The organism is Pseudoruegeria sp. SK021, from assembly GCF_002119405.1.
GTDB lineage: Bacteria > Pseudomonadota > Alphaproteobacteria > Rhodobacterales > Rhodobacteraceae > Meridianimarinicoccus.
In genome coordinates this window covers 24,072-40,576 of record NZ_MTBG01000016.1, presented here as the reverse complement: position 1 = coordinate 40,576, position 16,505 = coordinate 24,072, and the positions used below count along the sequence as shown (strand labels likewise).

Below are 16,505 nucleotides of genomic sequence, written 5' to 3'. Positions count from 1 at the left end.
GTCCTTCCCCGCTTACAGACCAACAGGCCGAGCGGCCGCTTCGGCGCCGCTCGGCCCTTCCCTTCGACAAGGATTCTCCCGAAATGTTCCGGTTCCTGATCCGACGCCTTGCCATGGCCGTCATCGTCCTGTTGATCGTGTCCTTCACGACCTTCATCGTCGGACATATGACCGGCGACCCGGTGGAGTTGATCGCCCCCGAAAACGCCACCCGTGAAGCCAAAGAACAACTGCGTGAGTATCTGGGCCTGAACCGCCCGTTGTTGGTGCAATATACCAGCTATATCGGCAATGCGCTGCAGGGCGATTTGGGATTTTCCTTTGTCCAGCAGGCTGCGGTCAGCGATCTGATCATGGAACGCCTTCCAGCCACGCTGAAACTGGCGTTTACCGGCTTCATTCTGTCCCTTGTCATCGCGGTTCCGCTGGGCATCTTCATCGCCCTCAATCGCAATTCCGTCTGGGATTTTTTGGCAACCAGTGTCGCGATGATCGGGCAATCCGCCCCGAATTTCTGGATCGGCCTGATGCTGATCGCATTCTTTGCGGTGCATCTAAAAATCCTTCCGGTGTCCGGCTATGGCGGCGTCAGCTATATTATCCTGCCCGCCATCACCATTGCGCTGCAATCGGCCGCCCGCCTGACCCGCCTCATGCGCGCCAGTATGCTGGAAGTGTTGAACGCTGATTACGTCCGCACCGCGCGATCAAAAGGGTTGCGTCAAAGAACTGTTCTTTGGGTGCATTCCTTTCGCAACGCCATGATCCCCATCGTGACGATGGCCGGTCTTGAACTGGCCGAACTGATCGGCGGCGCGTTCATCACCGAGACAATCTTCGCTTGGCCCGGCGTTGGGCGGCTTGCTGTCAACGCGGTCTATCAACGGGACTTCCCGCTGGTTCAGGGCGTGGTCTTGTTTGCCGCAACAGCCTTTGTTGTCATCAACTTACTTGTCGATCTGCTGTATGTCTTGATCGACCCGCGGGTGAAACTGTCATGAGCGTTCTGCGTCGCCTGATCCCGGGAAAGCGGGATATGTTGGGAACCATCGGTGCGGGCATCCTTCTGTTTGTTGCGCTTGGCGCCGTGCTGGCCCCCATGATCGCCCCCTATGATCCCACCGCGATCAGCCTGCTGGACCGGATGCAGCCGCCGATGTGGCTGGAGGGCGGATCCTTGGCACATCCGTTGGGCACCGACAATCTGGGGCGCGACATGCTGTCCCGGGTCATTTACGGGTCCCGGATTTCGCTGGCAGTTGGGGTCGCCGCCGTCATCGTCGGGGCCGCCATCGGATCGACCATCGGCATTGTCGCCGGGTACTTCGGGGGCTGGGTCGATTCCATCCTGTCGGTGGTGATCAACGCCCAACTGTCGTTTCCATTCATCTTGCTGGCGATCTTTATCCTGTCAACATTTGGCGGCGGCTTTTGGCCCGTTGTTCTCGTGCTCGCACTGGGGGCATGGGTCAACTACGCCCGGGTGGTGCGCGGCACGGTGATGTCGGTCAGAACCCAAGATTATGTTCACGCCGCAATCAGTGTCGGCGTGCCGACGCTGCGCCTGCTGCGCACCACCGTGCTGCCAAACACCTTGTCGCCCATCATCGTGGTGGCCAGCTTTTCCATGGCTCAAGCCATTCTGGCAGAGGCAGCACTGTCGTTTCTTGGGGTCGGCGTGGACGGCGCGAACCCCTCATGGGGTGTGATGCTGAACGACGGCCGCGCCTATTTGCAAACCGCATGGTGGCTGACCGCAATGCCGGGCCTTGCCATCGCCATCACAGTGCTGGGTGGAAACTTATGCGGCGACTGGCTTCAGGACCGCTTCAATCCGAGGATCGGAAATTGACCGCGCCAATTCTAGATATCGACGATCTCAAGGTTGCATTCAGCCAAGGTGGCCGCACCATCCATGCCGTGCGCGGCGTCTCCTTGACGCTCGCCCCCGGCGAGGTGGTCGGGGTTGTCGGTGAAAGTGGCTCTGGAAAATCGGTCGCGATGATGTCGGTTGCCCGACTGCTGGACGAAAAGCAGGCAACCATCACCGCCGCACGGCTGGATCTTGACGGCCATCCCATTCTCGGGATGAAGCAGCGCCAGCTGGAAAAGCTGCGGGGCCCGACCGTGTCCTACGTCTTTCAAGACCCGCTCAGTTCCCTCAACCCCGTCCTGACCGTCGGTCGGCAGATCTCGGAAGGTCTGCGCCGCCATCGCGGCATGAGCCGGACCGAGGCGAAAGACGCCGCGATCGAACTGTTGCGTCAGGTGGGAATTCCCGCCCCGGAACTGCGGGTTAACCAACATCCGCACGAAGCCTCGGGCGGCATGCGGCAACGGATGATGATCGCCATGGCGCTGGCGTTGCGGCCCAAACTTCTAATTGCGGACGAACCCACCACGGCGTTGGACGTCACCGTTCAGGCCGACATCATCCGCCTCATTCAACAGATTCAACGCGACATCGGCATGGCAATGATCTGGGTGACCCATGATCTGGCGCTGCTGGCCCGCGTGGCGAAGCGGATTGTGGTGATGTATGGCGGCCGCATCGTCGAGGATGCGCCCAGCTCGCGCCTCTATTCTGCACCGGCGCATCCCTATACGCGCGGGCTGTTGGATTCGACCTCGCGGTTTGACGTGTCCTTTCGCGAGCAAACCCCAATTCCTGGCACGCCCCCCGATCCGTCCCTTCCCATCACCGCCTGCGCCTTCGCGCCGCGCTGCGCCCGCGCGACCGACATCTGCCGCACCAAAATCCCCACGTTGGACCAATGCGGTGGCGGGCAAAGCGTCGCCTGCTTTCATCCTCTGATCGGATCTGCGTCATGACCCACCCCCCACTGGTCGAAGCCCGCAACCTGTCCGTCGAATTTCACATGCGCCGCGGCCTGTTCTCACGCGGGCCCGCTCCGGTGGTTCAAGCCGTTCGCAATATGAACCTGTCGATCCAGCGCGGCGAAACCCTTGCCCTTGTTGGTGAAAGTGGTTGTGGCAAATCCACCCTCGGACGCGCCATGATCCGGACCGCGCCGATTGCGCACGGCGAGTTGATCTTTGACGGCAAGGACATCACGACCTTGGCGGGCGAGACATTGCGCCGGGCGCGGTCCCGGTTTCAGATGATCTTTCAGGATCCGTATTCGTCGCTCAACCCGAAGGCGCGGATTTTCGACACCTTGGCCGAACCATTGCGGGTTCACACAAGCGAGTCGACCGCTCAGATCCGAACCAAGGTGTCTGAGATGCTGGAGGCCGTGGGTTTGGACCCGACCTTTGCCGCCCGCTACCCGCACGAATTTTCCGGCGGTCAGCGCCAGCGCATCGCCATTGCCCGCGCCGTCATCGTACAGCCCGATTTCATTGTCGCGGATGAACCGCTGTCGGCGCTGGATGTCTCAATGCAGCTTCAGATCCTGAAGTTGTTTGACGATTTACGCGACCGGTTTTCGCTGACCTATTTGTTCATCTCCCATGATCTTGCCCGGGTGTTCAGCTTCGCGGACCGGGTGGCTGTCATGTATCTGGGCAAGCTGGTGGAAATCGGCACTGCCGCCGAGATCACCACCAACCCACGCCATCCCTATACAAAAGCGCTGCTGGCCGCGGCGCCGTCGCCCGACCCCACCATCGAAGCCGATCGCGAGGTGCCGATGCTGAGCGGTGATATTCCAAGCCCGGCCTTCCCGCCTCCGGGCTGCCGGTTCCATACCCGCTGCCCGATTGCCATGGAAATGTGCAAGCGCATCGACCCCGAAATGACCCACTTCGGGAACAGCCACATGGCGGCCTGCCATGCGGCTGCACCCGGCCTCTCACATCTGAACACTCCCGAGCCCGAAAAGGACCTCCTTCCGTGACCCAGCTTCCATTCCCGCCGCACGCCGAAGAAATTGCCACCGCGATGAAGACCGCGCTAAACCTCGAAGCCCTGACAGAGACCATTGATGCGACCGTCGCCGCCGCGCTGGAAAACCCAGACATCGCTGGCGCGAAACGCTTGTTCCTCGCCGGATCGGGTGACAGCTATTTCGCCGCGCTATCGGTAGCCCCGGCTTTGGAACGCTGGACAGGCATCCCAGTGCAGGCCCTGACCGCGATGGAGTTGGCCCGGTATCAAATGCCCGTCTGCTCGGACGGCGATGTCATTGTCAGCGTCTCCAATTCCGGGTCGTCGTCGCGAGCGCGGGAATGTGTGGCCCTTGCGAAAAGCCGCGGGCTGGCCACCCTTGGCATCACCGGCACGATGGAAGGACGTTTGGCCAAAAGCGCCGATGCGGTGGTCCACCGCCCCGTTGGCGACATTGCCGACATCCCCGAAGCCTATGGCCGGTGTTTCTTGAACTTCGCCGAATACGTCGCCGTGTTGCAGGCGCTGTACAACTTCGGGATTGCGCTGGGTGTGGCGCGCGGCCATCTGTCCAGCGACACCGCGCAGGCCTTGCGCGCCGATCTGACCCGGTCGATCGACTGCCTGCCGCAAGCCGCAATGGCAATTGACGAACAGGCCCGGGATGTGGCGCAAAAGATCCTCGGCGCACATACCGTATTTTCCCTCGGCGCTGGTCCCAGCCGCGGCACCGCCGCCTACAGCGCCGCTAAGTTCCACGAGCAGATGCCCATCAACGGTGTCCATCAGGATCTAGAGGAATGGGCGCATCTGGAATATTTCCTGACCTATTTCAACTGGCGCGAACAATCGGTGGCGTTCATCATCGCCCCTCCCGGCAATTCCGCAGATCGCGCTTCCGAAATCGTGTCCGGCATGGCTGGGGCGGGTGGCCGCGCTTTGCTGGTCGCGCCCGCGTCCGTGGACGGGTCCGGTGCGTTTGCCCATTTCGCCATGCCGGACGATATTGGCGATCTTCTGTCGCCCATGGTCTACCACCTTCCGGCACAGCTTGTGGTGCTCTACATGGCGCATCTGTCCGGGATCACGTCGATCCCACTGCGACGCACCGATGGGTTTGAGCTGATTTCAAACAGCTTGATCCGCGAAGACGTGGCGGCACTGGCGTGAGCGGCGGCCCCGATCTGATTCTGCTTGGTCAGGTCACCATTGACCATGTGGTGCCTGCAACCCCGGGGCCGTGGCGGGCCCAGATGGGGGGCAACGCGATTTATTCCGCGGCTGGCGCACGGCTCTGGCTGGATCCGGCACGGATTGGGGTCACTCTGCGGCGCGGGACCGGGTTTGATTTTGACGTCGAAGCGATGCTGGCCCGCGCTGGCATCGACCACGTCCATTGTCGCGACGTCCCGCTGCCGCATCTGACGGAATGGATTGTCTATGAGACCGACGGGTCGCGCCGCTGCCTGCCCCGCAATACCGGACTGACCCATATCGGGTCCGAAGGGGATCCCGGCGATGCGGACACCTATCTGGATTATTTGCTCAACTTTTCCCCCGAAGCGTCGGACATTCCGGCCGCTTGGCTTCCGGCGAAGGCGGTGCACTTGAATCCGCAAGTCCGGGATCGCAGCCCCTGCAGTCTGGCGGCGCTGCGGGCGCAATCGGGCTACATATCGGTGGATCCGTCGCCCTATGTCGCCAAGGGGCTGGACGCCGCAGGTCTGGCCGCCCGCCTGCCGGGGGCTGATGCGGTGTTGCCCAGTGAAATGGAAAGCGCCCATATCGCCTGCGGCGACTGGCACGGGGCCGCTTTGGCCTTGACCGATGCCGGTTTTGGCGAGGCGATCATCAAGCGCGGCAGCCAATCGGTCGTGTTGGCCTCTGACGGGGTCGTCACCGAAATCCCGGTACCCCCGGTTCAAATCGCCGACGTGACCGGCGCGGGCGACAGCTTTGGCGGTGCCTATTGTGCCTGCCGGATGATGGGGATGCCCCCGGCTGAGGCCGTGCGCCGTGCCATCGTTGCCGCCGGAATGGTCATCGGATGCAGCGGCTCTGACGCCGCCTTGGCCTTGGACCCAGCAGAAGCCGCCCGCCGACTTGCCGAGATGTCATAACGGATGTCGCCGATGCCAGTCCTCGACCACCCGTTGTGCGGCGGCGTCCAGATCTGCGGCAGGGTCGCGCAGCGCGGCGCGTATCTGGGTGTCCGCGACCGCAGTCCAGTCCAAAGCATGGCGGTCCTGCGTGACCGGCGAGGTCACGGCGTGGGCGCGGTCCGCCATGATCCGGGCCACGGCCGACGGTGCGCAGGTGGGGGGAAACACCCGTTCCGCCGCGGTGACGTCAGCCTTGGAAACTGGGAAGGCCACCGGGAAGAAATGCGCGCTGTACCAGCGGGCATGCACCTGCGGCCCCCCCAACCATGCCATCAGCGCCAGCGCCTGTTCCAGACGGGGGCCACTCAACCCGGCACGGACGCAGAGCAAGGCATGCCCAGGCATCAGCGCAGTCCCGTTCGAGCCGGGCAATGCCACCGGGACACCGAGGGCGCGACCGGCCAGCCGAAACACGTCATCGGCCAAATAATCCATGGTGAAGGTCGCGCAATGGGCACCGCTTGCCCAGCGGGTGACCGCCGCCTGATCGCCGGTATCGTCCAAGCTACCCGACGGCACCAAATCTTCGGCCAGCAGAGCCGCCCAGATCGACAGAATCTCTGCGACAACCTCGGCCGCACCAGCTTCAGTCAGGTCCTGCACACCTTCCGTGCTCAGGTGGCACAGCAGGCTCCAGATCAGTCCGGTCTGGCTTTGATGCCAGCGCGGAACAAAGGGATGGTCCGACAGCCCCTCGTGTTTGCAGCGCCGCATCAGATCAAGAAAGCCGCGCCACGTTCGCGGTGCCGTCAGGCCGTCGCGCAAGAACAGCGCGAACGGCCCGCCATTGTAATAGGTCAGGCCCAGAAGCCCCCCGTCCGCATCGCAGGCACCGGCGACAAGACGCGGGTCCATACCGGCAATGACCGGCGCAAGGGCGGTATGATCCGGGTCCAAGCCCAGGATGTGGCCCTCTGCGCCCCACAACGCCGCTTCGGCGCGCTGCGCATAAAACACGTCCGGCCCCTGACCTTGGGCAAATTCCGCCCCCAAAATATGATGATACGCCCCGTCGACAATCCGCGCATCGACCTGAATACCTGTGTCACCCCGAAAGCGCCTCAGGTTGTCCTCGACGGTAGCGGGCTGGACATTCCAAAGGGTGAAATCCAGCGGTGCGATCGACCGATCCATGAAGGGAACCTCTATGCATGATTTGATTCTGAAAGGCGGTCAGGTTCTGGCCGATGCGGCCAGTGACACGCTGATACGTGCGGACATAGCGGTTCAAGGCGGCCGGATCAAAGCGATTGGCCCCGATCTGCCCCAAGACATTGTGCCGGGGGCTGAAATCTTGGATGTCACGGGTCAGTTGGTGATCCCGGGTCTGATCAATGCGCATGTCCACTCGCCGGGCAATCTGATGCGCGGCACGCTCGACGGGCTGCCGCTTGAGGTGTTCATGCTGTACGAAGTCCCCCAGCAAGAGGGCGGCACCGAAGACGCCGATCTGTTGCGCATGCGGACCCTGCTTGGCGCGGCCGAGATGCTGCGCCTTGGCATCACCACCGTCGCCGATGATGCCTTCTTCGTGCCACTGACCACACCCCAAGCCATCGATGCCATCGCCGGGGCCTATGCTGATAGCGGGATGCGCGCCACGCTCGGCCTCGATCAGCCTGTGGTCGTCGAATACGAAAAATACCCCTTCCTTGCTGATCTGCTGACCGAAGCCCAAAAGGCAAAGATGCGGGCGTTGCCTCGGGAAACCCCCGAGGGGATGTTGGCGCATTATGATTATCTGATCTCGCGCTGGCATGGCGCAGCAGACGGGCGCATCGGTGCCGCGGTATCCTGCTCGGCGCCGCAGCGCGCCACCCCTGATTACCTGCGGGCCCTAAGCGCGCTGGCCAATCAGCACGATCTTCCATTTTTCTGCCATATTCTTGAAACCCGAACCCAAAGGGTGCTGGGCGACATCAAATTTGGCAAATCGCTGGTTCAGTATGTCCATGACGAGGGTGTTCTGGACCAGCACATGCAGGTCATTCACGCCATCTGGGTGGATGACAATGACATCGCGCTTTTGGCCAAGTCTGGGGCAACCGTAGCGCATAATCCGGTGTGCAATATGCGCCTCGGCAGTGGGGTAATGCCGTTCCGTGCCCTCCGGGATGCGGGCATCCCGCTATGCCTTGGCACGGACGAGGCCATCAGCGATGATAGCCACAACCTGTGGGGCGCGATGAAAGCTGCGGCCACCGTCCATGCCCTGACCGATCCCGACCCGGCGCGATGGCCAAAAGCAGACGAGGTTCTGACGGCAGTGTGGGACGGCGGCAATCAGGTTTTGCGCCGTCCGGCCCCCTTGGGCCGGATTGCAGTCGGGGCCGCCGCCGATTTCGCGGTTCTGGATCTGGATGCCCCGCCCTACCGGCCCCTGCACGACATCCGCCGCCAACTGGTCTTGTGCGAATCCGGGGCCTCGGTGCGCCATACGATTGTGGCAGGCAAGGTCGTTCTGCGCGACGGCGTTCTGACCACCATCGACGAGTCAGCCTTGTTGCGGCAGTTGCGGGCGCAGGAACCGGGGTTACGCGCCGCCGCCCAAGCCCTGACCGACAGCGCCGCCGAACTGGAGCCCGCCTATAGGGAAATGGTGCGTCTAGCATTCGCCACCGATGTCGGCATGGAACGGCGGATCGGGCGATGACGGACGGACGTGATTTCCTTGGCTATGGCGCGTGCCCGCCGCGGGTGGTCTGGCCCGGCGATGCCCCTGTTGCCGTCTCCTTTGTGCTGAACATCGAAGAAGGCGCCGAACGGGCCATCTCATCGGGCGATGATCGCAACGAATCCGCCTATGAGGTGGTGGACGAGGTGATCGGCCAGCGCGATTTCTGCATGGAAAGCCATTTCGAATACGGCCCCCGCGCCGGGTACTGGCGCATCGCCCGCTTGTTTGCCGAATACGGCGTGCCTTTGACCCTGAACCTCTGCGGTCGCGCCTTGGTCCGCACCCCTTGGCTAGGCCGCCATGCCATCGCCGCCGGGCACGAAGCCATGTGCCACGGCTGGCTCTGGCAGCATCACAACCACATGGACGAGGCCGAAGAACGGGCCACGATCCAGCGCTGCGTCGACACCTTTCAGGACATCCTCGGCACCCGGCCCCGCGGCTGGCATGTCAAAAGCCACCCGTCGCCCCAGACCCGGCGCTTGCTGATGGAAGAGGGTGGATTTCTATACGACAGCAACGCCTATAACGACGATCTGCCGACAATTCTGCACCGTGATCCCGGCTATGTGGTCCTGCCGTATTCGTTTGATACCAACGACATGCAGTTCTTCAACACCGGGCGCTTTGTCCATGGCGCAGACTTCGCCCGCTATTGCTGCGATGCCTTCGACTGGCTGGCCAGTGAGGACGTGCCGAAGATGATGACCGTTGGGCTGCACACCCGGATCATCGGTCGCCCCGGACGGATCGGCGGCCTGAAAGCGTTGCTTGAGCACATTTCCCGCCGCAACGGATGGATTGCCCGCCGCGACGCCATTGCACAGACTTGGCTAACCCAGTTGGCCTGACGACAGAAAGCCCCCATGCACATCCACATCATCAACCCGAACACCACCAAGGCGCTGTCGGCGCTGGATCTTGCCGCCGCGCAGGCCGTCGCGGCCCCGGGCACCACCATTACCGTCAGCGAACCCGCTCAGGGCGTTCCCTCAATCGAATGCAGCTTTGACGAGGCGATCGGCGCCATCGGTGTGCTGGCGGAAATCGCTCGGCTAAAGGATCAGCCCATTGATGCGTTCGTCATCGCCTGTTTCGGCGATACGGGCCTCGCCGCCGCGCGCGAAGCGGCGGGTGTGCCGGTCATCGGCATGACCGAGGCCGCGCTAATGGCCGCGGCCCTTGTGGCGCAGAACTTTTCCATCGTGACCCTGCCCGCCCGCACCCGGGTGCATGCCCACCGCGTCGTGGCGAACCTTGGGCTTGGGCTGGCCGGGCGCTGCCTGCCGATCCGGGCGGTCGATCTGCCCGTCCTGCACGGACACACCGAAGAGGCCACGGTGATTGACACCCTTACCGCCGAGGCACGCCGTGCGATTGACCTCGACGGCGCTGAGGCCATTATCTTGGGCTGTGCCGGGATCGGCCACCACGCCGCCCCGATGCAGGCCAGCCTAAATGTGCCGGTGATCGACGGCGTCGCCACCGCTGTTGGCATGGCTGAAATGCTGGTCCGTTGTCATCTGTCAACCGCACGCGGGGGCAGTTTCGCGCGCCCCCTGATCAAGCCGATTGATGCCGAATTTGCGCATCTGATGCCCAAGGAAAACCCATGCTGACTCGCCAAACCCGCTACGCTTATTCGCCAATCACCCGGCGGCCGAAATTCAGCTGGCCCGGCAACAAACGGCTGGCCGTCTACGTGGTCATGGGGGTGGAGGAATACAATTTCGGCCCCGGCATGACCGAGGACATTTTCCCCGGTGCGCCGAAACCAGATTACGTCAACACCTCTTGGCGCGATTATGGCAATCGGGTGGGGGGCTTCCGTCTGATCGACCGCTGCAAGGCCCTTGGTGTGCAGTTGAGCATCCTGCTGAACACCGACGTTTATGACAGCGCCCCCGATTTGACCGACCACGCCCGCGCTGCCGGTTGCGAAATCGTCGGACACGGCCTCAGCAATTCCGACACGCTGGTCGGGATGGATCGCGCCGCCGAGGCCGATTATCTTGAGGCCGTCGCCGCCCGCATTGAGGGTGCGGAAGGCGATCGGCCCGGCGGCTGGTCGTCGCCTTGGCTGGCCCAGACCGAGGCCACGGTCGATCTGTTGAAACAGACCGGGTATCGCTATCTTCTGGACCTCAGGCTGGATGATCAGCCGGTCTGGTTGACCACCGAAACCGGGCCGCTTTTGGCGTTGCCTTACGCACTGGAACTGAACGATTCCACCACGATCATTGGCCGGCAGACCACCGCTGACGCCTTCTCAAAGATGATCATTGATGAGTTTGATGAATTGCGCCTCGCGGCCGAGGACACCCCGTTGGTGATGTCGATCGTGGTTCATTCGTTCATCTCTGGCCAACCCTTTCGCCTTGCCGCACTGACCCGCGCCTTGCGGCATATCACGGCCGGCCATCCCGATGTGTGGTTGACCACGCCGGGGGACATTGCGGCCCATATCGAAGCGGACCCGGCCCGCGCCGTCTGAGCGCACCGGGTCTGACCCGGTGGCCGGGCGCGTCAGGGCATCCAGCCACCGTACAAAGGGTGGTCGCCAGTCAGCGGCAACTGCACCGGGACACCGGACCGGGACGAGGCATAGGCGGCGGTCACCAATTCGATGGCGTTGCGCCCATCCTGCAAGGTGACCGGCCCATTCAAGGCGGTGGTGTCGCCATCCAGCGCATCGGCCAACGCCTGAAACAGGCCAGAAAACCCGATCTCTTGCGGTCCGACTTGGGCCAGAACGGCATCGATGGCCGCCTGCGTCCCCGGTGCCCGCGCTGTGAACGTCCATGCCTTGGCCGCAGGTTGATACGGGGCATGATCGCTTTCGACCGTCAGCCGATCATAGACCAAGCGCAGACGACTGGTATCCTCGGCCGCGCCCAGCGTGACCGAACTGGTCACCAGCGCACCGCTGGTCATCCGCAGGGCAAGCGCAGCGCAGTCCTCGACCTCAATCGTATTCACCCGGGTCGCCAGTTCGGCATGCACCGAGGCCACCGGGCCGAAGACGCTGGTCAGCAGATCATGACTGTGGATCGCATGGCCCAAGATTGCGCCGCCCTGTTCCCCCGCCCACGTCCCCCGCCACGGAATGTCGTAATAGGCGGCAGATCGGTTCCAGTGGGTCTCCAGCGTGCCGACCAAGGGCTTCCCCGTCAGGCCCGCCGCGATTAACGCATGCAACTGCGCCGTGCCCAACCCATAGCGATATTGAAAGACGCCAAAGACCGTCCGCCCCGTTTCTGCCGATTTGGCCTTAACGGCATCCGCTTCGGCCAAACTGGTGACGATGGGCTTTTCGCAAATCACATGCTTTCCGGCGGCAAGCGCGGCCATGGTCGCCGCGAAATGCAGATGCGGCGGCAGGCAGATATCGACCAGATCGATGGCGGGATCGCGCAGCACCGCATCCATATCGCCGACCCAATCAAGCCCCGGCACCGTCGCCGCCAATGCCCGCCCGCGCGCCTCGTCCCGGTCGCAGATACAGCGCACCCGAAATCGCGCCGGATGCGACCGATAGCCTGCCAAATGTTCAGCCCCGATCCCGGCACCGACTATGGCAACCGACCATCTCAATTGGCGTCGGCCTTTTCCTGCGCCTTGATCGCCACATCCATGGTCAGGAAGGTGTGCGCCTGCGTCACCGCAGTTTCCGTCCGGTCCTGCACATCGGCAATGAGGCGGCCAAAATAGGGCAGAGCCACATCATCACACGCGATCATCCGGTTCTCGGTTCCGTTCACTAGAAACAGGGTATTGGCCACATGCGGCCGACCGATATCGGTGTATTTGCGCAATTCAATGGTGCCCTCGGTGCCCAGAAGGAACAGCCGTCCGTCGCCCCATACCGGCAGGCCATCGGGGGTGAACCAGTCAACCCGAACAAAGCCGTGGCCCTTATCGCCGACCAGCGTGATCTCGCCATAATCTTGAAAGCCGGGATGCTCAGGCAGCGACGTATTTTCCGCCAGCGCGTGACCGATGCTGACCTCGGTCGAGCCGGTGAAATGCAAGAACTGGTCGATCTGATGCGAGCCGATGTCGCACAGGATCCCGCCATAGCGCTGGCGCTGAAAGTACCAGTCTGGCCGGGTTTTCAAGTTCTTCTTGTGTGGGGCAAGATTGACGGTTTGCACCACCCGTCCGATCGCCCCCGCCGCAACCAATTCTTCGGCCTTGGCCACGGCAGGCACCTGAAACCGTTCGGAAAAATTAACTGACCAAATCCGGCCGGTTTTGGCAACGCAGCTTTTGATCCGCTCCAATTGCGCAGCGGTGGTGCAGCCGGGCTTGTCGACCATCACGTCCTTGCCCGCCTCCATCGCCTCGATCGCCAGATCGGCACGGTCTTCAGGGACAGCCGCGATCAACACCATTTGAACCGCAGGATCGTCCAGAATGCGGCGCCGGTCATCCACCCGGCTCAGATCGGGAAATTGCGTACGGAACTTGGTTTCGGTGACGGCGGCGCCATCGCTCCACCAGTGATCACAGGTGCAGCCTTCGGCCAGCATATTGGTCAACATGCCGAAGATGTGGCCGTGATCGATGCCAAGAATTCCCAGTTTGATGGTCATGTCACTGTCCGCCTGTCATGTTGCGTACCGCGACGGTTTTGCCGTCACGCGCCGAGATTTCAATGGCTTCGATCAGGCCATGTACCATCAATGCATCGCGTCCGGTGACCACAGAGGGCCGCTGGTCGCGCAGCGAGGTTGCGAAATCCTCAATCAGGGCGCGGTGACGTTCCGACGAATAGGCCATCGGATCGGCCCCTGCCCCTGAGGGGGCGTCTTGGCCAAACACGTCCTTGCGGCCGTCCTGCCAATCCAATTCCAACAAGTCCGACTGCAGCCGCGCTGTCCCGTTGGCACAATAGAACACAAGTTCGTCCGAGCGGCCGGGGAATGCCGCCGTCGTAGCGAAGATCGATCCGACCGCCCCATTGGCAAAGGTGACCCCCGCCGACACGAAGTCTTCGGATTCCATGTTATGCAAGGCCGTCGTCGCCGCCAGCGCCGACACTTTGTCGACCGGACCGGTCAAGCTGAGCATCAGGTCCAACGGGTGAATCGCCTGACTGAGCAGCACGCCGCCGCCATCGCGTTCATAGCTGCCGCGCCCGGGTTCGTCGTAATAGGATTGCGCCCGCCACCACGGAATCCGCGCCTCGACTGCGGCCAGTGCCCCGAGCGATCCATCAGCCAGAAGCGCCGCCAGTCGCTGCGCCGACGGCCGCATCCGGTGTTGCAGCACGATCCCAAGCGGCACCCCGCCAGCGTCACAAAGGTCGCAAATCTCGACCGCAGCGGGCAACGTCCGCTCTACCGGCTTTTCCATCAGGATCGGCTTCCCGGCCGCAACCAGACGCCGGACAATATCCAGCCGGGCATTTGGTGGGGTGGCAAGGATGACGAAATCCAGATCGGGGTCTTCGGCGATCTCATCGATCGACCCGTAAGACTTGCATCCTTCGGGAAGTTTGGCGGCGAATTCGCGCAGAAACGCGTCACGGCTGTCGGAACTCCGAGCGTAAATCCCGCTCAGGGTCACATCTGGAGCCAAGTTCGACAAGGCGTCCGCATAGGTGCCGCCGACCATGCCCAAGCCAATCAGTGCAGTTTTCATAAACTCGTCTCCTTCATGAGAAGCGCGGTTTCGGCCTCGCCTGCGAAAATGTGGAAGGCATCCTGCGGGAAGCTCACACCAATCTTCTGGCCGCGCGTTAGGGAAATTTGACGTGCCAGTTGAACGGTCAACGGCTCGCCATTGTCGAATGTCGTGTAGATGTAGGTGATGGCGCCAAGCTGTTCGAAATTGCGGACCGTGACGGTCATGTCGCCGGGGGTGTCCACCGATACGTCAATCGCTTCGGGACGCAGCCCCAAGGTCACCGCTTGGTCCTCTGCACTTGCAACCAGCGGCAATGTTCGGATCATCCCAGAGTCCAATGTAACGGTCACCGCCCCGGCCGGTCCCGCGATCCGGCCCCGCAAAAAGTTCATCTGCGGCGCCCCGATAAAGCCAGCCACGAATTTGTTGACCGGGCGATTATACAGGTCCAGCGGCTTGCCAATCTGTTCGACCTTGCCGCCGCGCAGAATGACAATCCGGTCGGCCATTGTCATCGCCTCAACCTGATCATGGGTGACGTAGATCATGGTATTGCCCAACTGCGCGTGCAGGTTCGAGATTTCGACCCGCATCTGCAAGCGCAACTCGGCGTCGAGGTTGGACAGCGGTTCGTCAAACAGGAAGATGACCGGTTCGCGCACAATCGCCCGGCCAATCGCCACGCGCTGGCGCTGTCCGCCGGACAATTGCCCCGGCCTGCGATTCATCAGCATGTCGATCTGCAAAAGCTGCGCTGCGTGGGTGACGCGCCGATCAATCTCGGCCCGGGTCATCCGCAGGTTTTCCAGGCCAAAGGACAGGTTCTTGCGCACGCTCATATGCGGGTACAGCGCGTAAGATTGAAAGACCATCGACAAGCCGCGCTCGCTTGCTGGCACCGCATTCACCCGTTTTCCGCCCAGCATAATGTCGCCGCTGGTCGGGTCATCCAGACCCGCAATCAGCCGCAGCAGGGTGGACTTTCCGCAACCTGATGGGCCAACGAAGACCACAAATTCGCCCTCGTCGATGGCCAGATCGATCCCGTGAATGACCTCTGTCTCGCCAAAGGATTTGCGAATCCCGTTCAGTTCAAGCGCCTTGGTCATTTCAGCCCCGTCGTGGCAATGCCGGTTGTGATGAAGCGTTGCAGCCAGACAAAGACCAGCGTCACCGGGATCAGCGAGACCACGGTCATCGCCAGAATATAGTTCTGGTCGGTATTGAACTCGCCCGAGAAGGTCGTCAATCCGATCTGAATGGTGTGCTGGCTGGGGTCCGAGATCAGAACAATCAGCGGCCACAGAAAGTCATTCCAGCGCCAGATCACCGACAAGATCGCCAGAACCGACAAGGCAGGAAGCGATAAAGGCAACACGATGCGCCAATAGATCCGCCATTCCGAGGCCGCATCCATCCGGGCGGCCTCTAGCAATTCATCGGGGATGGTCAGCATATACTGCCGCAGCAAAAACACCCCCGTGGGGGTCGCCGCCGCAGGGATGATCACCCCCCAGAGCGAGCCGAAGATGCCAAAGGACCAGACAACGAAAAACAGCGACACAAGGATGATCGTCGACGGGATCAACAACGTGGCGATGATTAGAATGGTGCAGGTCAACCGCCCCCGGAACCGATATTTCGACAGGGCGAACGCCGCCATAGAGTTGATCAGCAGGGTGATCAGTGTCGCCGTGACCGTGACAAAGACCGTATTCCAAAGCAGCAGATTGAAATTAAAATACTTCTGATCGCCCCGTTGCAGCAGGGGATTGAGGTAATTTTCAGTGGCAATCCGGATTTCCTCGGACGGTTTCAATTCGGTGCGGGGCACCTCTAGGATGGTCTCAGGATTGGCCACCGGTGACACCTCGGTCACTCGTCGGGTCGGCCCCTGCTTAAAGACCTCTTGGGTTTGGCCATCCTCGGTCAGGGTGTAGATCGGTTTCTCGCCAATGCCGGGAATGTCTTTCACGATCTGGCTATAGGGCAACAGGCGCGTATCGAACCCGCTTAGCGCCTCTTCGGATTTGATCGAGCTGAGCAAGGTCCATGACACCGGGATGAGGATGATCAACACCCCCAGCAGAAGATAGCCATAAGCCAGATAATCTTGTGCGCCAAAGCGGTGCGCCTTGTCGGCAGAGCCCTTGGTTCTGGTCAGAAACGTGACGATGCGGGTCAT

The 16,505-nt window shown here is 62.0% G+C and carries 16 protein-coding genes; 10 read left to right on the top strand and 6 right to left on the bottom strand.

Translation table 11 applies throughout. The annotated features are described in order from the left end of the window. The first annotated feature begins 83 nt into the window (after positions 1-83). From BV911_RS11160 to BV911_RS11135, 6 genes are read left to right on the top strand one after another with little or no spacing between them, the layout of a single operon-like run. Entirely contained in the window at positions 84-1,001 is a 918-nt protein-coding gene (locus BV911_RS11160; protein WP_086053696.1) for an ABC transporter permease, read from the top strand. After that, positions 998-1,852 carry an ABC transporter permease gene (locus BV911_RS11155; RefSeq protein ID WP_086053695.1) on the top strand — a complete coding sequence of 285 codons (855 nt, stop codon included), beginning with the start codon at positions 998-1,000 and terminating at the stop codon, positions 1,850-1,852. The genes BV911_RS11160 and BV911_RS11155 overlap by 4 nt, the downstream gene beginning before the upstream one ends. Continuing rightward, a complete protein-coding gene (locus BV911_RS11150) occupies positions 1,849-2,832 on the top strand; it encodes an ABC transporter ATP-binding protein (protein ID WP_205963845.1) in 984 nt (327 codons plus the stop codon). The genes BV911_RS11155 and BV911_RS11150 overlap by 4 nt, the downstream gene beginning before the upstream one ends. After that, on the top strand, positions 2,829-3,860 hold the full coding sequence (locus BV911_RS11145; RefSeq protein ID WP_168184047.1) for an ABC transporter ATP-binding protein: 1,032 nt from the start codon (positions 2,829-2,831) through the stop codon (positions 3,858-3,860). Before BV911_RS11150 ends, BV911_RS11145 begins: the two co-directional genes overlap by 4 nt. Continuing rightward, positions 3,857-5,020 (top strand): SIS domain-containing protein, encoded by a 1,164-nt coding sequence (locus BV911_RS11140; RefSeq protein ID WP_086053692.1) that lies wholly within the window; start codon positions 3,857-3,859, stop codon positions 5,018-5,020. The genes BV911_RS11145 and BV911_RS11140 overlap by 4 nt, the downstream gene beginning before the upstream one ends. Then, complete coding sequence (locus tag BV911_RS11135; RefSeq protein ID WP_086053691.1) at positions 5,017-5,970, top strand: carbohydrate kinase family protein; 954 nt, start codon at positions 5,017-5,019, stop codon at positions 5,968-5,970. Before BV911_RS11140 ends, BV911_RS11135 begins: the two co-directional genes overlap by 4 nt. Here the strand turns inward: BV911_RS11135 and BV911_RS11130 are convergent. Beyond that, on the bottom strand, positions 5,965-7,146 hold the full coding sequence (locus tag BV911_RS11130; protein ID WP_086053690.1) for an extracellular solute-binding protein: 1,182 nt from the start codon (positions 7,144-7,146) through the stop codon (positions 5,965-5,967). The two genes, BV911_RS11135 and BV911_RS11130, sit on opposite strands and share 6 nt — an antisense overlap. 13 nt (positions 7,147-7,159) lie before the next feature. Here BV911_RS11130 and BV911_RS11125 point away from each other — a divergent pair, with 13 nt between their 5' ends. The 4 genes from BV911_RS11125 to BV911_RS11110 are packed head-to-tail and all read left to right on the top strand — an operon-like array spanning position 7,160 to position 11,183. Continuing rightward, entirely contained in the window at positions 7,160-8,665 is a 1,506-nt protein-coding gene (locus tag BV911_RS11125) for an amidohydrolase family protein (RefSeq protein WP_086053689.1), read from the top strand. Beyond that, the gene (locus BV911_RS11120) at positions 8,662-9,540 is read left to right on the top strand and encodes a polysaccharide deacetylase family protein (protein ID WP_086053688.1); all 879 of its coding nucleotides are present in this window, start codon (positions 8,662-8,664) and stop codon (positions 9,538-9,540) included. The genes BV911_RS11125 and BV911_RS11120 overlap by 4 nt, the downstream gene beginning before the upstream one ends. Positions 9,541-9,555: 15 nt before the next feature. Then, complete coding sequence (locus BV911_RS19990) at positions 9,556-10,308, top strand: aspartate/glutamate racemase family protein (protein WP_086053687.1); 753 nt, start codon at positions 9,556-9,558, stop codon at positions 10,306-10,308. After that, a complete protein-coding gene (locus tag BV911_RS11110; protein WP_086053686.1) occupies positions 10,302-11,183 on the top strand; it encodes a polysaccharide deacetylase family protein in 882 nt (293 codons plus the stop codon). Before BV911_RS19990 ends, BV911_RS11110 begins: the two co-directional genes overlap by 7 nt. 32 nt (positions 11,184-11,215) lie before the next feature. On the opposite strand, the gene BV911_RS11105 is transcribed toward BV911_RS11110, so the two are convergent. Genes BV911_RS11105 through BV911_RS11085 form a run of 5 tightly spaced genes read right to left on the bottom strand, consistent with a single transcriptional unit; the run spans position 11,216 to position 16,505 of the window. Beyond that, positions 11,216-12,283, bottom strand: coding sequence for a Gfo/Idh/MocA family protein (locus BV911_RS11105; protein WP_086053685.1), 1,068 nt, complete (start codon positions 12,281-12,283; stop codon positions 11,216-11,218). Further along, on the bottom strand, positions 12,280-13,284 hold the full coding sequence (locus BV911_RS11100) for a Gfo/Idh/MocA family protein (RefSeq protein ID WP_086053684.1): 1,005 nt from the start codon (positions 13,282-13,284) through the stop codon (positions 12,280-12,282). The genes BV911_RS11105 and BV911_RS11100 overlap by 4 nt, the downstream gene beginning before the upstream one ends. A gap of 1 nt (position 13,285) precedes the next feature. Then, positions 13,286-14,335, bottom strand: coding sequence for a Gfo/Idh/MocA family protein (locus tag BV911_RS11095; protein WP_086053683.1), 1,050 nt, complete (start codon positions 14,333-14,335; stop codon positions 13,286-13,288). Next, entirely contained in the window at positions 14,332-15,429 is a 1,098-nt protein-coding gene (locus BV911_RS11090; RefSeq protein ID WP_086053682.1) for an ABC transporter ATP-binding protein, read from the bottom strand. Before BV911_RS11090 ends, BV911_RS11095 begins: the two co-directional genes overlap by 4 nt. After that, complete coding sequence (locus BV911_RS11085) at positions 15,426-16,505, bottom strand: carbohydrate ABC transporter permease (protein ID WP_086053681.1); 1,080 nt, start codon at positions 16,503-16,505, stop codon at positions 15,426-15,428. The genes BV911_RS11090 and BV911_RS11085 overlap by 4 nt, the downstream gene beginning before the upstream one ends.

Coding starts and splice junctions, on each gene's coding strand:
- BV911_RS11130 (WP_086053690.1), bottom strand. CDS start 7,146: ATGGATCGGTCGATCGCACCGCTGGATTTCACCCTTTGGAATGTCCAG.
- BV911_RS11145 (WP_168184047.1), top strand. CDS start 2,829: ATGACCCACCCCCCACTGGTCGAAGCCCGCAACCTGTCCGTCGAATTT.
- BV911_RS11110 (WP_086053686.1), top strand. CDS start 10,302: ATGCTGACTCGCCAAACCCGCTACGCTTATTCGCCAATCACCCGGCGG.
- BV911_RS19990 (WP_086053687.1), top strand. CDS start 9,556: ATGCACATCCACATCATCAACCCGAACACCACCAAGGCGCTGTCGGCG.
- BV911_RS11120 (WP_086053688.1), top strand. CDS start 8,662: ATGACGGACGGACGTGATTTCCTTGGCTATGGCGCGTGCCCGCCGCGG.
- BV911_RS11155 (WP_086053695.1), top strand. CDS start 998: ATGAGCGTTCTGCGTCGCCTGATCCCGGGAAAGCGGGATATGTTGGGA.
- BV911_RS11160 (WP_086053696.1), top strand. CDS start 84: ATGTTCCGGTTCCTGATCCGACGCCTTGCCATGGCCGTCATCGTCCTG.
- BV911_RS11125 (WP_086053689.1), top strand. CDS start 7,160: ATGCATGATTTGATTCTGAAAGGCGGTCAGGTTCTGGCCGATGCGGCC.
- BV911_RS11085 (WP_086053681.1), bottom strand. CDS start 16,505: ATGACCCGCATCGTCACGTTTCTGACCAGAACCAAGGGCTCTGCCGAC.
- BV911_RS11095 (WP_086053683.1), bottom strand. CDS start 14,335: ATGAAAACTGCACTGATTGGCTTGGGCATGGTCGGCGGCACCTATGCG.
- BV911_RS11090 (WP_086053682.1), bottom strand. CDS start 15,429: ATGACCAAGGCGCTTGAACTGAACGGGATTCGCAAATCCTTTGGCGAG.
- BV911_RS11100 (WP_086053684.1), bottom strand. CDS start 13,284: ATGACCATCAAACTGGGAATTCTTGGCATCGATCACGGCCACATCTTC.